This is a genomic window from Streptomyces sp. CNH189 (genome assembly GCF_000527195.1).
Genome location: NZ_AZUS01000005.1, coordinates 187,290 through 201,015, shown reverse-complemented (window position 1 = coordinate 201,015; position 13,726 = coordinate 187,290). Strand labels below are relative to the sequence as shown.

At 70.1% G+C, this 13,726-nt stretch carries 15 protein-coding genes and 1 pseudogene; 9 read left to right on the top strand and 7 right to left on the bottom strand.

What is annotated here, in order from left to right; all coding sequences use genetic code 11:
- Nucleotides 1-88 precede the first annotated feature (88 nt).
- From B100_RS0109580 to serC, 6 genes are all read left to right on the top strand, one after another.
- The gene (locus tag B100_RS0109580) at nt 89-496 is read left to right on the top strand and encodes a roadblock/LC7 domain-containing protein (protein ID WP_024884220.1); all 408 of its coding nucleotides are present in this window, start codon (nt 89-91) and stop codon (nt 494-496) included.
- Nucleotides 493-840 (top strand): DUF742 domain-containing protein, encoded by a 348-nt coding sequence (locus tag B100_RS0109575; RefSeq protein ID WP_024884219.1) that lies wholly within the window; start codon nt 493-495, stop codon nt 838-840. The genes B100_RS0109580 and B100_RS0109575 overlap by 4 nt, the downstream gene beginning before the upstream one ends.
- On the top strand, nt 821-1,456 hold the full coding sequence (locus tag B100_RS0109570; RefSeq protein WP_024884218.1) for a GTP-binding protein: 636 nt from the start codon (nt 821-823) through the stop codon (nt 1,454-1,456). The genes B100_RS0109575 and B100_RS0109570 overlap by 20 nt, the downstream gene beginning before the upstream one ends.
- Nucleotides 1,453-2,688, top strand: coding sequence for a cytochrome P450 (locus B100_RS0109565; RefSeq protein ID WP_024884217.1), 1,236 nt, complete (start codon nt 1,453-1,455; stop codon nt 2,686-2,688). Before B100_RS0109570 ends, B100_RS0109565 begins: the two co-directional genes overlap by 4 nt.
- Entirely contained in the window at nt 2,685-3,935 is a 1,251-nt protein-coding gene (locus tag B100_RS0109560; protein ID WP_024884216.1) for a cytochrome P450, read from the top strand. The genes B100_RS0109565 and B100_RS0109560 overlap by 4 nt, the downstream gene beginning before the upstream one ends.
- A gap of 181 nt (nt 3,936-4,116) precedes the next feature.
- The gene (gene serC / locus B100_RS0109555) at nt 4,117-5,235 is read left to right on the top strand and encodes a phosphoserine transaminase (RefSeq protein ID WP_024884215.1); all 1,119 of its coding nucleotides are present in this window, start codon (nt 4,117-4,119) and stop codon (nt 5,233-5,235) included.
- Nucleotides 5,236-5,290: 55 nt separating this feature from the next.
- Here serC and B100_RS0109550 read toward each other — a convergent pair whose 3' ends face one another.
- Nucleotides 5,291-6,112, bottom strand: a complete 822-nt coding sequence (locus B100_RS0109550) for an ABC transporter permease (RefSeq protein WP_024884214.1) — start codon at nt 6,110-6,112, stop codon at nt 5,291-5,293.
- Nucleotides 6,109-7,083 (bottom strand): daunorubicin resistance protein DrrA family ABC transporter ATP-binding protein, encoded by a 975-nt coding sequence (locus B100_RS0109545; RefSeq protein ID WP_024884213.1) that lies wholly within the window; start codon nt 7,081-7,083, stop codon nt 6,109-6,111. The genes B100_RS0109550 and B100_RS0109545 overlap by 4 nt, the downstream gene beginning before the upstream one ends.
- 86 nt (nt 7,084-7,169) lie before the next feature.
- On the opposite strand from B100_RS0109545, the gene B100_RS0109540 reads away from it, so the two are divergent.
- Nucleotides 7,170-7,946, top strand: a complete 777-nt coding sequence (locus B100_RS0109540) for a TetR/AcrR family transcriptional regulator (RefSeq protein WP_024884212.1) — start codon at nt 7,170-7,172, stop codon at nt 7,944-7,946.
- Between the two features lie 10 nt (nt 7,947-7,956).
- Here B100_RS0109540 and B100_RS0109535 read toward each other — a convergent pair whose 3' ends face one another.
- Nucleotides 7,957-8,946 (bottom strand): hypothetical protein, encoded by a 990-nt coding sequence (locus B100_RS0109535; RefSeq protein ID WP_024884211.1) that lies wholly within the window; start codon nt 8,944-8,946, stop codon nt 7,957-7,959.
- A gap of 88 nt (nt 8,947-9,034) precedes the next feature.
- On the opposite strand from B100_RS0109535, the gene B100_RS0109530 reads away from it, so the two are divergent.
- Nucleotides 9,035-9,712, top strand: a complete 678-nt coding sequence (locus B100_RS0109530; RefSeq protein WP_024884210.1) for an SGNH/GDSL hydrolase family protein — start codon at nt 9,035-9,037, stop codon at nt 9,710-9,712.
- A 63-nt stretch (nt 9,713-9,775) separates the two neighbouring features.
- Nucleotides 9,776-9,928: pseudogene (locus B100_RS35375) on the top strand (aldo/keto reductase); the annotation flags it as partial.
- 146 nt (nt 9,929-10,074) lie between these two features.
- On the opposite strand, the gene B100_RS0109520 reads toward B100_RS35375, so the two are convergent.
- From B100_RS0109520 to B100_RS37555, 4 genes are all read right to left on the bottom strand, one after another.
- Nucleotides 10,075-11,067 carry an aldo/keto reductase gene (locus tag B100_RS0109520; RefSeq protein ID WP_024884209.1) on the bottom strand — a complete coding sequence of 331 codons (993 nt, stop codon included), beginning with the start codon at nt 11,065-11,067 and terminating at the stop codon, nt 10,075-10,077.
- 56 nt (nt 11,068-11,123) lie between these two features.
- Complete coding sequence (locus B100_RS0109515; protein ID WP_486585612.1) at nt 11,124-11,708, bottom strand: recombinase family protein; 585 nt, start codon at nt 11,706-11,708, stop codon at nt 11,124-11,126.
- Nucleotides 11,709-11,983: 275 nt separating this feature from the next.
- The gene (locus tag B100_RS34805; RefSeq protein ID WP_051489957.1) at nt 11,984-12,418 is read right to left on the bottom strand and encodes a hypothetical protein; all 435 of its coding nucleotides are present in this window, start codon (nt 12,416-12,418) and stop codon (nt 11,984-11,986) included.
- A 773-nt stretch (nt 12,419-13,191) separates the two neighbouring features.
- Nucleotides 13,192-13,542 carry a hypothetical protein gene (locus B100_RS37555; protein WP_024884207.1) on the bottom strand — a complete coding sequence of 117 codons (351 nt, stop codon included), beginning with the start codon at nt 13,540-13,542 and terminating at the stop codon, nt 13,192-13,194.
- Nucleotides 13,543-13,726: the final 184 nt, after the last annotated feature.

Genomic DNA, 13,726 nt, shown 5'->3' with positions numbered 1-13,726 from the left:
ACCTCGTCACCGCGTCGGACGCCACCACCCCCGACCCGACCCCCGTATCGCAACCCACCCCCGTGACTTCGGAAGGCGACACCACCTCATGACCGGCACGACCACCGCGGACGAGAAGCTCACCTGGCTCATCGAGGGCCTGCTGGAGCGCACGCCGGGCGCGCGGCACGCGCTCGTGCTGTCCCGTGACGGCCTGAAACTGTGCCGCACGCCCGAGCTCTCCGCCGACCAGGCCGACCAGCTCGCCGCCATCGCGGCCGGCATCCAGTCGCTGTCCCACGGCGCCTCCGTCGAGTTCGGCGACGGCACCGGCGGAGTGCGGTCGGCGATGACCGAGTTCTACGGCGGTGTGCTGTTCATCGTGGAGGCGGGCGAGGGGGCGCACCTGGCCGTCGTCACCACGGAGGACGCGGACGCCGGGCTCATCGGCCACAACATGAGCGAGCTGGTGGAGCAGCTCGGCGAGCACCTGACCGCGCTGCCGCGCAGCTCATGAGCCGGCCCGGCAGGGACGACGCCCCCGACCGGCTGTACACCCTCACCGGGGGGCGCAGCCGGTCCGGGCCCGGCAACCCCTTCGACCTGGTGACCCTGGTCGTCGCCGAGTGCGACCCGGTGCCCGGCATGCAGTCCGAGCACGCGGCGATCCTGCGGCTCACCGGACGGCCCACCGCGGTCGTGGAGATCGCGGCCGAGCTGAAGCTGCCGGTGAGCATCACCCGGATCCTGCTGTCCGACCTCCTGGCGGCGGGCCGGGTCAGCGCCCGGCACCCCCGAAGAGCCGCCGTACCCGACCCCGACATCCTGGAGCAGGTGCTCGTTGGACTCCGCAACCTCTGAGACGCACACGGCGTCCGAGACGCGCACCCCGCTGGGCGCGTCGGCCGACAACGGCCTGAAGATCGTGGTCGTGGGCGGCTTCGGCGCCGGCAAGACGACGATGGTCCGCTCCGTCAGCGAGATCCGTCCCCTCAACACCGAGGAGACGATGACGCAGGCCGGCGAGGGCGTCGACGACGTCAGCGGGGTGCGCGGCAAGACCGCGACCACCGTCGCCTTCGACTTCGGCCGCATCACGCTCGACGAGCGCAACGTGCTGTACCTGTTCGGCGCGCCGGGGCAGGAACGCTTCTGGTTCCTCTGGGACCGGCTGTTCTCCGGCACGCTCGGCGCGGTCGTGCTGGTCGACACCCGGCGCATCGACGACTCCTGGTACGCCATCGACCGGCTGGAGCGGCACGGCACGCCGTTCATCGTGGCCTGCAACGACTTCGGCGGGCCCACCTTCACCCCGCAGGCGATCCGCGAGGCCCTGGACCTGGACCCGCACGTCCCGCTGGTCAACTGCGACGCGCGGTCCCGTGAGTCCAGCAAGATCGTGCTGATCACGCTGGTGGAGCACATCCAGGCCCTGTACGCCGATCCGGCCCGAGCCCCCCGTCAGGAGCTGGTGTGAGTCCCGCCTCCGTCCCCGACGCCGTCCCCTTCAGCGGCCCCCTGCTGCAGGACGACCCGGCGCGCGTCTACCGCGAGCTGCGCCGGCAGCACGGCAGCGTGGTGCCGGTCGTGCTCGACGGCGACGCCCCGGCCTGGCTGGTCCTCGGCTACCGCGAGCTGCACCAGATCACCGGCGACCCGGTGCTGTTCAGCCGCGACTCCGAGCTGTGGAACCAGTGGGAGAACATCCCCGACGACTGGCCGCTGCTGCCGATGATCGGCCGCCGCCAGCCGTCCATCCTCTACACCGTCGGCGAGCGGCACCGGGAGCGGGCCGCGATGATGGTGAACGCGCTGGAGGCGGTCGACCCGACCGAACTGCGCGGCCACGCCGAGCGGTTCGCGGACGAGCTGATCGATGCCATCTGCCCGCGCGGGTCGGCCGACATCATCGGCGAGTTCGCGATGCTGCTGCCGGTGCGCGTGCTGGCCCGGCTCTACGGGTTCCCCGACGACAAGGGCCCCGCGCTGGTCACCGCGCTCAACGACATGATCGACGGGCGGGAGCGGGCGCTCGCGGGCCAGACCCACCTGTTCACGTCGATGACGGAGCTGGTGGCCCAGCGCCGCAAGGAGCCCGCGGAGGACGTCGCCTCCCGGATGCTCGCCGACACCTCGGGCTTCACGGACGAGGAGATCGTCCAGGACCTGATGGTGATGATGGCGGCCGGGCACCAGCCGAGCGCCGACTGGATCGGCAACTCGCTGCACCTGATGCTCACCGACAGCCGGTTCGCCGCCTCGCTGTTCGGCGGCCGCAACAGCATCGCCGAGGCGATGAACGAGGTGCTGTGGGAGGACACCCCCACGCAGAACGTGGCGGCGCGCTGGGCCTCGCGCGACACACAGCTCGGCGGGCGCCGCATCCGGGCCGGCGACATGGTGCTGCTGGGGCTCCAGGGCGCCAACTCCGACCCGCAGGTGCGCACCGACGGTTCGGCGCTCACCGGCGGCAACAGCGCGCACTTCTCCTTCGGTCACGGCGAGCACCGCTGTCCGTTCCCGGCGCAGGAGATCGCCGAGGTGATCGCCCGGACCGGTATCGAGGTCGTGCTGGACCGGCTGCCGGACATCGACCTGGCCGTGCCGGCCGGCGCCCTCTCCCGCCGCCCGTCGCCCTGGCTGCGCGGCCTGTCCGAGCTGCCGGTCACCTTCACACCCACTCCCGCCCTTGGAGGCTCGCTCGCATGACGGCTGGTACGGATCTCACCGCGACCGACACGGAACAGACCCGCATCCCCCTCGACCCGTTCGTCTCCGACCTGGACGCGGAGAGCGCCGCGCTGCGGGCCGCCGGGCCGCTGGCCGCCGTGACCCTTCCCGGTGACGTGCCCGTGTGGGCGGTGACCCACCACGCCGAGGCGAAGAAGCTGCTCACCGACCCGCGGCTGGTGAAGGACATCAACGTCTGGGGCGCCTGGCAGCGCGGGGAGATAGCCCCGGACTGGCCGCTGATCGGGCTGGCCAACCCGCCCCGCTCGATGCTCACCGTGGACGGCGCCGACCACCGGCGGCTGCGCACCCTGGTCGCCCAGGCGCTCACCCCCAGGCGGGTGGAGCGGATGCGGGAGCGGATCACCGAGCTGACCGATTCCCTGCTGGACCAGGTGGCCGCGCAGCCCGGCGACAGCGTGGACCTGAAGGCGGTCTTCGCCTACCCGCTGCCGATGTACGTGATCGCCGACCTGATGGGGCTGGCGGAAGAGCGGCTGCCGCGGCTGAAGGAGCTGTTCGAGAAGTTCTTCTCCACGCAGACCCCGCCGGAGGAGGTCCTCGCCACGCTCACCGAACTCGCCGGGATCATGGGCGACACGGTGGCGTCCAAGCGGGAGAACCCGGGCGACGACCTGACGTCCGCGCTGATCCAGGCGTCGGAGAACGGGGACCGGCTCACCGACGAGGAGATCGTCGCCACGCTCCAGCTGATGGTGGCGGCCGGTCACGAGACGACGATCTCCCTCATCGTCAACGCGGTGGTCAACCTCTCCACCCACCCGGACCAGCGGGAGCTGGTGCTGTCCGGGCAGGCCGACTGGTCGGCGGTGGTCGAGGAGACGCTGCGCTGGTCCACGCCGACGTCGCACGTGCTGATCCGGTTCGCCACGGAGGACGTCCCCGTCGGGGACAAGGTGCTGCCCGCCGGGGACGCGCTGATCGTGTCGTACGCGGCGATCGGCCGGGACGAGCAGGAGCACGGCCCGACGGCCGGCGACTTCGACATCACCCGGGAGAGCCCGCACCGGCACATCTCCTTCGGGCACGGCCCGCACGTCTGCCCGGGGGCCGCGCTGTCCCGCCTGGAGGCGGGGGTGGCCCTGCCGGCCCTGTACGCCCGCTTCCCGAAGCTGGACCTGGCGGTCCCGGCGGGTGAGCTGCGCAACAAGCCGGTGGTGACCCAGAACGACCTGTACGAGCTGCCGGTGACGCTCGGCGGGTGAGTGACGCGGGTGGCGGACGGACCTCCCCCCGGTCCGCCCGCCACCCGTCCCGGTGACGCGTCCCGGTGACCCGTCCTGGTGACCTGTCCCGGTGACCTGTCCCGGTGAAGCGTCTCAGCGGCTCGTCTCAGCGGACGGACGATGTTGCGCCCGGGTTTCCTCCAGCCGCTAGGCTCCGGTCGTGGCTGAGATCCGGATTCCTGCTGACATCAAGCCCGCCGACGGTCGTTTCGGTGCGGGTCCCTCCAAGGTGCGGACGGAAGCGCTGGACGCGCTGGCCGCGACCGGTACGTCCCTGCTGGGCACCTCCCACCGCCAGGCGCCGGTGAAGAACCTGGTCGGCCAGGTGCGCGAGGGCATCGGCGAGCTGTTCCAGCTCCCCGACGGGTACGAGGTGGTCCTCGGCAACGGCGGCTCCACCGCGTTCTGGGACATCGCGACCCACGGTCTGATCGAGAACAAGTCGCAGCACCTCAGCTTCGGCGAGTTCAGCTCCAAGTTCGCCAAGGCCGCCAAGCTGGCCCCGTGGCTCGCCGAGCCGGACGTCATCTCCGCCGACCCGGGTACGCACCCGGAGCCGGTCGCCGAGGCGGGCGTCGACGTGTACGCCTTCACGCACAACGAGACCTCCACCGGCGTCGCGATGCCGATCAAGCGCGTGGCCGGCGCGGACGAGGGTTCCCTCGTCCTGGTGGACGCCACCTCCGGCGCGGGCGGCCTGCCGGTCGACATCGCCGAGACGGACGTCTACTACTTCGCCCCGCAGAAGTCCTTCGCCTCCGACGGCGGCCTGTGGATCGGCGTGTTCTCCCCGGCCGCGATCGAGCGCGCCGAGCGGATCCACGCGAGCGGCCGGCACGTCCCGGAGTTCTTCTCCCTGCCGACGGCGATCGACAACTCCCGCAAGAACCAGACGTACAACACCCCCGCGCTGGCGACCCTCTTCCTGCTGAACCAGCAGCTGGAGTGGATCAACGGCCAGGGCGGCCTGGACTGGGCGGTCCGCCGCACCGCGACCTCCGCGCGCACCCTGTACGGCTGGGCCGAGGACGTGAAGTTCGCGAACCCGTTCGTCACCGACCCGGCGAAGCGGTCGGCGGTCATCGGCACGATCGACTTCACCGACGAGGTGGACGCCGCCGCCGTCGCCAAGGTGCTGCGCGCCAACGGCATCGTCGACACCGAGCCGTACCGCAAGCTGGGCCGCAACCAGCTCCGCGTCGCGATGTTCCCGGCGATCGACCCGGCGGACGTCGAGGCCCTCACGAAGTGCGTCGACTACGTCATCGAGCAGCTGTAGTCCGGCCTACGCGCAAGGGGCGCCCCGGTGGAATCCACCGGGGCGCCTGTTCTGCTCACCTGCTCAGACGCCGGAACCTCCGTACCGCCAGCGGCAGGAAGACCGCCGTCAGGATCACCGGCCACACGCCCGCCATCAGCAGCGCGTGCTGTTCGACCCACGAGTCGCCGCCGCCGACCGGGGTGCCGAAGAGTTCGCGGGCCGCCACGGCCGTGGAGGAGATCGGGTTCCAGGCGGCCACCCAGCCGAGCCAGTCGGGCATGAGCTGCGGGGCGACGAAGATGCTGGAGATCATCGTCAGGGGGAAGGCCACCGCGAAGAGGCCGCCCGCCGCCTCCGGGTTGGGGACGAGGAGTCCCAGCCAGACGCCCAGCCAGATCAGCGCGAACCGCAGCCACAGCAGCAGTCCGAACGCGGCGAGGAAACCCCAGCCGCCGTCCGGACGCCAGCCCATGACCAGCGCCGTCAGCATCAGGATCGCCAGCTCCGCGCACGCGACGATCAGGTCGGTCACCCCGCGCCCGGCCACCACCGCCGACGACGCCATCGGCATCGAGCGGAAGCGGTCGATGACGCCCTTGGTGGAGTCGTAGACCACGACCGTCGCCGTGTTGATGAAGCCGAACGCCATGGTCATCACGAACATGCCCGGCATCAGGAAGTCCTTGTAGTCCCCGCCGCCCGGCACCCGCATCGCGCTGCCGAAGACATAGCCGTACAGCAGCACGGAGAGGATCGGAAAGCCCAGCTGCCAGACGATGTTGACCGGCTGGCGCCGGTAGTGGGTGAGGCCGCGGCGGACGACGTTCCAGCAGTCCGCGAGCGCCCAGTACACGCGGCCGTGCCCGGCCGGTCCGGTCAGGTCGAGCGCGCTCATGCCGCCACCTCCTTCTCCGTCGTCTCGGTGCGGTGTCCGGTCAGGCGCAGGAAGACGTCGTCGAGGCTGGGCCTGCGCAGCCCGATGTCCTCGACCCGGACGCCCTCGTCCTGGAGGGTGCGGGCGACGTCCGTCAGCGCGCCCACCCGGTCGGTCACGGGGGCGTGCACCCGCAACTCACTGTCGACCGCCTCGGGTTCACCGTCGGCGACCCGGGCGACCACCTTCACCACGCGCGGGATGTCGGACCGTTCGGCCACCACGACCTCGACGCGGTCGCCACCGACGCGGTTCTTCAGCCCGTCCGGGGTGTCGTCGGCGATGGACCGGCCCCGGTCGATGACGGTGATCCGGGAGGCCAGCCGGTCGGCCTCCTCCAGATACTGCGTGGTCAGCAGCACGGTCGTGCCGCCCGCCACCAACGCCCGTACAGAGTCCCAGACTTCACCCCGGCTGCGCGGGTCGAGCCCCGTCGTCGGCTCGTCCAGGAACAGCACGGCCGGCGTCAGGATCATCGACGCCGCCAGGTCCAGCCGGCGCCGCATGCCGCCGCTGTAGTCGCCGACGCCCTTGTCGGCGGCGTCGGTCAGGTCGAACTGCTCCAGCAGCTCCGCCGCCCGCGCCCTGGCGCGCCGCCCGCCGAGGTGGAACAGCCTGCCGAACATCTCCAGGTTCTGCCGCCCGGTGAGCACCTCGTCCACCGCCGCGTACTGCCCGGTGAGCCCGATCCGCGCCCGCACCTCGCGGGCCTGGCGCGCCACGTCCAGCCCGGCCACGGCCGCCCGCCCGCCGTCGAGCCGGAGCAGCGTCGACAGGATCCGCACGGCGGTGGTCTTGCCCGCGCCGTTCGGTCCCAGCAGTCCGTGCACCGTGCCCGCCCGCACGGTGAGGTCGAAGCCGTCCAGGGCGCGCTTCTCGCCGTAGCGCTTCTCCAGCCCCTCGGCCCGCACCGCGTTCCCGTCGTCCTTCATGGGTCCCCCTTCCAGAAACCGGGTACACCGTACCCGATTACGCGTACGGCGTACCCAGTTTTTTGGCGCGGATCTAGACTGCCCGCATGAGCAGCGGTGGAAGCGGTACGGAGACCAGCGGCAGCGGCGACATCGCGCGCACCCTCGACCTGCTCTGGGGCACCGGACAGCGGCCCAGCCGGGGCCCGAAGCCCGGGCTGACCCTGGAGCGGATCGTGGAGGCGGCGATCGAGGTCGCCGACCGGGACGGCATCGGCGCGCTGTCGATGCGCAGGATCGCCACGGAGCTGGGCACCGGCACGATGTCCCTGTACCGCTACGTCCCCGGCAAGGCCGAGCTGCTCGACCTGATGCTGGACCGGGTGCAGCGCCCGTCTCAGAACCCCGCGGACCTCGGCGACGGCGGCTGGCGGTCCGCGCTGGAGGTGCTGGGCCGGGCCACCCTCGCCCTCTACCGGCGCCACCCCTGGCTGCTGGAGGTCAACCAGTCCCGCCCGATCCTCGGCCCGAGCGCCCTGGACGGCATGGAGAAGGTGTTCTCCCGGATCAAGCCGATGGGTCTGTCCGACCCCGAGCTGCTGTCGGTGATCGTCATGATCGACGGGTACGTGGTCGGGGCGGCCCGGACACAGCTGTACCAGGAGCAGGCCGAACACAGCTCCGGGCTGACGGACGCGGAGTTCTGGGAGGCCCAGCGGCCCGCCCTGGAGAAGGCGATGAACAGCGGCCGCTATCCCGTCATGGCCGCGCTCTCGGGGGACACCTTCAGCTCCGGCTTCGACCACTTCGAGTTCGGGCTCCAGCGCATCCTGGACGGCCTGGCGGAGTTCGTCGCCCGGCGCGCGGCCGAACAGACGCCCTGACGCCCTGCGTTCAGCCCTTGCGCCGGCGCCTGGTCAGGCCGAACAGGGCCGCCACGACCACGGCGACCACCACGACGCCGCCGACCTTGACCGAGTCGCCCGTCGCGTCGTCGGAGGCGCTGCCGGCGCCGTCCGCGCGCGAGCCGGGGCCGCCGCTGGAGCCGCCCTCGTCCGCGCCCGGAGCCTCGCGGCTCACCACTCCGCTCTGCTCCCCCTCGCTGCCGAACAGCAGCCGGGAGCCGTCGGCGGAGTAGGTCACCGACTCGCCCTGCCCCTGGAGCGGCACGCTCAGCCGCCCCTTGCGCTGCGGTTTGCCGCCGTTCCAGGCGTAGTGGATGCCGCCGAAGTAGCCGCGCACGGCGAGGTCCTGGCCGTCCGGGGAGAGCGCCGCGTCGGTGGTCCACAGCTCGACGGGCGCGATCGGCTTGAACACGTTGTCGCCTTCCGGCGACAGCTTCTCCGGCCCCTCGTAGAGGTGTCCGCCGTCCTCGTGCTTGTCGACGAGGTACACCCGCCCCGTCTTCGGGTGCACGACCATCGCCTCCGCGTCCCGGGGGCCGTCGGCGTACTTCACGACGTACTGGGTGGCCCGCACGGTGGCGTCCTTGAGCTCCTTGGGCTCGGGGAGTTCGTAGATCCACACGTACGGCCAGGTGCCGCCGAGGTTGTCGCCGATGTCGCCGACGAAGAGGCGGTTGCCGGGGCCGACGGAGATCGCCTCGACGTCCCGGGGCGTGCCGATGCCGGTGAGGGTGAGGCGGGCGACGGTGTCACCCGTCCTGCTGTCGACGGCGTACAGGTAGGGGCCGTCGTCGCTGTCGTTGTGGGTCCAGTAGACGCCGGGGTGCAGACGGGAGGCGGCGAGTCCGCTGGACTCGGTGATGCGCGGGTCGTTGATGGTGAACCCCTCGTTCCCGTCGTCGTTGTCGGCGGCGGAGGCGGGCACGGCGAGCGCCGCCGTCAGGAGGGTCGCGGCGAGCAGGGCGAAGGGTCTGCGCATGACCCAAGACTGCCATCAGCCGGGCCCCGCGAGGGCGGGTGTCCGGGCTCACATCGCGGCGAACACGCTGATCCACCATGATGATCGGGTGCTCAGGTTCATGCCCGTAGGTGACTCGATGACGATCGGGAGCGCGGGTGAACACACCTGGCGCTACCGGCTGTGGCAGCACCTGTGCACCGCGTACGGCGAGCCCTTCACGCTGGTCGGCCCGCGCGAGACGCTGCACGACCCGTCGACGGACGCCCCCACCTCGTACGCGTACGCCGACCCGGCGTTCCCCCGGGCCCACCTGGCCGGCTGGGGCGAGGGCTGGTGCCACATGGCCCCGCTGATAGGCGACGCCGTGCGCTCCTGCCGGGCGGACGTGCTGCTGGTGTCGCTCGGCCTGATCGACCTGGGCTTCTACACCAACGCCGAACAGACCGCGGACAACGTGCGCGCGTTCGTCGCCGAGGCGCGCGCGGCCCGCCCAGGCGTGCGCATGGCGGTGATGCCGGTGGTCCGCAACATCCGGGTGGAGGCCGACGAGACGTTCGCCGGGCAGGTCGGGCGGTTCAACGCCCTGCTGGCCGAGACGGCCGCCGAGCTGGACGAACCGGACTCGCCGATCCTGCTCGTCCAGCCCCCGGCGACGTACGACTTCCATACGGACACCTACGACGGCACGCACCCCAACGAGAGCGGCGAGCACAAGATCGCGGGGGCGTTCGCCGAGGCGATGTGGCAGGAGTGGGGCATGGGCGGCCCCTACAAGCCGTGCTGACGAGCCGCCCCGACGCCTGAAGCGCTTGCCTGGAGCGCACTCCAAGACGTTGGCTTGACACCCATGAGGTACACGCAGCTCGGACGCACAGGACTCAAGGTCAGCCGGCTCGTCCTCGGGACGATGAACTTCGGTCCGCAGACCGACGAGCCCGAGAGCCACGCCATCATGGACGCGGCGCTCGACGCCGGCATCAACTTCTTCGACACAGCAAACCGGCAACTTTGACGCCAGGTTGCACAGTAGCGCATCGCTGACGCTCACCGCTCCTGCGGACCCCGAGTGGAAACGACGAAGCCGCCGCCTCCCACTCGCTTCGAACGCAGGCAGAAGACGACGGTCCCTCACACAGACCCGCTACCTCACCATGCGAAGGCCTCGGGAGACGGTCCGGGACCGGGGAAGATCTCGTCCAGAGACGTCAGCAGTTCCTCGCTCAGCTCCAGCTCCAGGGCACGCAGCGCCGAGTCCAGCTGCTCCTGCGTGCGTGGGCCGACGATCGGGCCGGTGACGCCGGGGCGTGTCAGCAGCCAGGCGAGCGCCGCTTCACCGGGCTCCAGGCCGTGCTTGTCGAGGAGGTTCTCGTACGCCTGGATCTGCTCGCGTGTCTTGGTGTCTTTGAGCGCGTCGGCAGCGCGGCCGCTCGCCCTGCGCCCCTGTGTGGCCTCCTTCTTGAGGACGCCGCCGAGCAGCCCGCCGTGCAGCGGCGACCAGGGGATGACACCGAGCCCGTACTCCTGCGCGGCCGGGATGACCTCCATCTCGGCGCGGCGCTCGGCGAGGTTGTACAGGCACTGCTCGCTAACCAGGCCCATGCGGCCGTGCCGGGCAGCCAGCTCGTTGGCCTGGGCGATCTTGTAGCCGGGGAAGTTGGACGACCCGGCGTAGAGGATCTTGCCCTGCTGGACCAGGACGTCGATCGCCTGCCAGATCTCCTCGAACGGCGTCGACCGGTCGATGTGATGGAACTGGTAGATGTCGATGTAGTCGGTCTGCAGCCGCTTGAGGGAGGCGTCGACGGCCCGGCGGATGTTCACCGCGGAGAGCTTGTCGTGGTTGGGCCAGACGGAGGAGTCGTCCGGGGCCATGTTCCCGTACACCTTGGTGGCGAGGACCGTCCTGTCGCGCCGCCCGCCACCCTGGGCGAACCAAGTACCGATGATCTCCTCGGTGCGGCCCTTGTTCTCACCCCACCCATAGACGTTGGCCGTGTCTACAAAGTTCAGACCCGCGTCGAGAGCGGCGTCCATGATGTCGTGGCTGGCTGATTCGTCTGTCTGCGGACCGAAGTTCATCGTGCCGAGAACGAGTCGGCTGACCTTGAGTCCGGTGCGTCCGAGCTGCGTGTACTTCATGGACCACAAGCCAACTGCTTCGAGCCCGCTCCAGGCAAGGACATCAGGTGCCGCCGTCAGGAGTCGTCTCCGAGGTGCCGGTACAGCGTGGCCCGGGAGACGCCCAGAGCCTTGGCGATGGCGCTGACACTCTCTCCCTTCGCCTTCCTCGCGCGGGCCACGGTCAGCACGTCCTCGTTCACGACGGACGGCCGTCCGCCGGTACGCCCCTGCGCCTTGGCTGCGTCGAGTCCGGCGCGGGTGCGCTCCTTGATGAGGCTGCGCTCGAACTCCGCCATGGCTCCTACCACCTGAAGCATGAGACGGCCATCGGCCGTGCCGGGGTCGATGTTGGCCAGTGCGCCCGTGAGCACCTTGAACCCGATACCACGCTCCCGAAGCGTGTGGACCATGGTCACAAGGTCGATGAGCGACCGGGCAAAGCGGTCGAGCTTCCACACGCACAGGGTGTCGCCAGCGCGAGCATAGTCGAGTGCTGACCGCAGCTCCGGCCGGTCGGCGTTCTTGCCCGATGCCTTGTCCTCGAAGATCCGGGCGCAGCCTGCGGCCGTCAGTGCGTCGCGCTGCAACTGCGCTTCCTGGTCATCGGTGGAGACGCGGGCGTAACCGATGAGCTGACCAGTGATCGTGTTCGTCGTCACGGCCGGGACTGTCTCAGAACTCATCTCAATACGTCAAGCTCGAGACGGGAGTTTCGAGACGGGTTTTGAACAGCGCTACACCTCCTTCAGGGACGCTTGCCATCTCGTCTCACAAACCTTGGTTTTCGAGACGGTCCATGCTGGCCTGTGTGGGGCGACTGCCGCACCCCTCGGGACACTTGCCCGTCTGTACGCCTTCTTTTTGGGACCAGGGTTCCAAGTTCTACTGACCCACTCTGATCGGGTGACTCCACTGGCAGGGGCGGAGTGTCTCGCTAACCCTCCTTGCCCTGGTCAGTTTCATCGTCCGCCCAGGGGTACAGGGTGGCGAAGTGACGGATTCGCTCCTGCTCGGCGGCTTCGTCGGCGGCGTCGTAGTGCCGTATCTGCTTCCACCAGCGGTCGTAGTCGTAGCCGTCGCAGTGGTTGAAGTCGAGGGCAGTGCTGCGGAGCCGCTGCCACTCACGGACGATCGCAGCCCGCTGCCACGGCTCGGGCCCCTCCACCGCGAGGAGTTGGTGCAGGAAGCCCGCTGAGTCGCTGACCAGGATGAGCAGGGACCGCATCGCGAAAGAGGTCTCGCCGGTCTCACCGACCCCCGCGGACACTCGCCCCAACTGCGCGTTGAGGAACGTCTCCAGGGCGCGGACGTTCTCGGCGGTCAGATCGACGGCGTAGATAAGGGTGCGTTCAGGTGGTGGGTTCGTCATACGGATGGGTCCTACCTTTCGTGCGGTGCCAACTGGAGCATCCCGGGTGAAGCTGAATCAACCTGGTATTTCCGTGGGCCAGAAGACCCTGGTGCGGCGGGGACCAAAGAAGTGCGTACAGACACGCAGCCCTTCAGACACTTGCCCCTTCGTCCACAGCAAGGCTCTTCGCGCCCGTCTCGCGGCCTGCCCGATGTTCGACCGGCAAGGCCAGGCGTGCACCCCGCTCGTCGATGGCAGGCAGACGTGACGGCAGGGGCAGGGGGTGGGGGGTATGACCCCCGAAGGGGGCAAACCAGACCGCCATGTCATAGCAGCCAAGATTCCGCCACGGTTCCAGGGGCCGTCTGCCCTCCCCGCAGGCTGCCACGGCGAGAGCGTATGGCCTGGTCACAGGCCTACCTTGCCTTGCTCGCAGCGGCGGAAAGCCGCAAGGAACAGGGCCTAACGACTGCACCTGCGGGGCGCGGCAGCGCCCCCTAGGGCTTGCACCTGTCGGCCCCCTCCGGGGCCGCACTGTCGTTGAGCACTGCGACTGTGGCGGCCGGTAGGGCGCCCCTCGCTGCCTTTCTCTGCGCCGTTGTCCCTCCCTAGGGGCGCTGCCGCGCCCCTACTTGCCCTCGCCTTGAAGTAGGCTGCTTCCTTCAGCCGACCCCGACAGAGGCTCGACTGCACTTGGACCAGATAGATAAGAGAGGACGCTAGCGTTCCCGCAGTTCGGATGCTGTTTGGGTACACGCCAGGCGTGCTCTGACTACACGGACAGCGTGTACTTACCGGCCCTGGTGGAGACGGCAGGGAACTGGCGCACCCTTGCCCTTCTGGAACAGGTGGGGAGGGAGCACGAGGCAAGCGGCCCCGGAGCGGGGCGACACAAGGTCCAGTTCCTTGGCGCGGGCCACCGCGTTACGGGTGCTCTGCTCGGACAGTGGCTTACCTTCCTTGCCCAGCAGTGCGGCCAGCCGGCCGGGGGCGAAGCCCGCGTGTCCGTGCCGGTCTGCCCATCCGATGGCGGCGAAGTGGACGCGGTAGGCGAGCTGGTGCGCAGGGTTCTGCGCCATGCGCCGGTACTCGTGCTGGGAGACACCGCCCCACGGGCGGTCATGGCCGAAGCTGATAGCCACCGGGTGTGGCTCCTTCCTGTGAGGCGCACACGCGTGCGCCAGTCCCCCGCCGGATGGCGGGACATGTGCCTCCCTTTCTTCGCGGGGGTGGACCGTGCACGGATGGCGCGGTCTCTCTTCACAGGTGGACGCCCAAGCCTTCGGGCCTGGACTCGGTCTCGTGCGGTCGGGAGCGACAGCGGCG

Excerpts from the sequence above, each read along its gene's own strand:
- B100_RS0109580 (WP_024884220.1), top strand. The coding sequence starts at position 89 with ATGACCGGCACGACCACCGCGGACGAGAAGCTCACCTGGCTCATCGAG.
- B100_RS0109575 (WP_024884219.1), top strand. The coding sequence starts at position 493 with ATGAGCCGGCCCGGCAGGGACGACGCCCCCGACCGGCTGTACACCCTC.
- B100_RS0109560 (WP_024884216.1), top strand. The coding sequence starts at position 2,685 with ATGACGGCTGGTACGGATCTCACCGCGACCGACACGGAACAGACCCGC.
- B100_RS0109550 (WP_024884214.1), bottom strand. The coding sequence starts at position 6,112 with ATGAGCGCGCTCGACCTGACCGGACCGGCCGGGCACGGCCGCGTGTAC.
- B100_RS0109545 (WP_024884213.1), bottom strand. The coding sequence starts at position 7,083 with ATGAAGGACGACGGGAACGCGGTGCGGGCCGAGGGGCTGGAGAAGCGC.
- B100_RS0109540 (WP_024884212.1), top strand. The coding sequence starts at position 7,170 with ATGAGCAGCGGTGGAAGCGGTACGGAGACCAGCGGCAGCGGCGACATC.
- B100_RS0109535 (WP_024884211.1), bottom strand. The coding sequence starts at position 8,946 with ATGCGCAGACCCTTCGCCCTGCTCGCCGCGACCCTCCTGACGGCGGCG.
- B100_RS0109520 (WP_024884209.1), bottom strand. The coding sequence starts at position 11,067 with ATGAAGTACACGCAGCTCGGACGCACCGGACTCAAGGTCAGCCGACTC.
- B100_RS34805 (WP_051489957.1), bottom strand. The coding sequence starts at position 12,418 with ATGACGAACCCACCACCTGAACGCACCCTTATCTACGCCGTCGATCTG.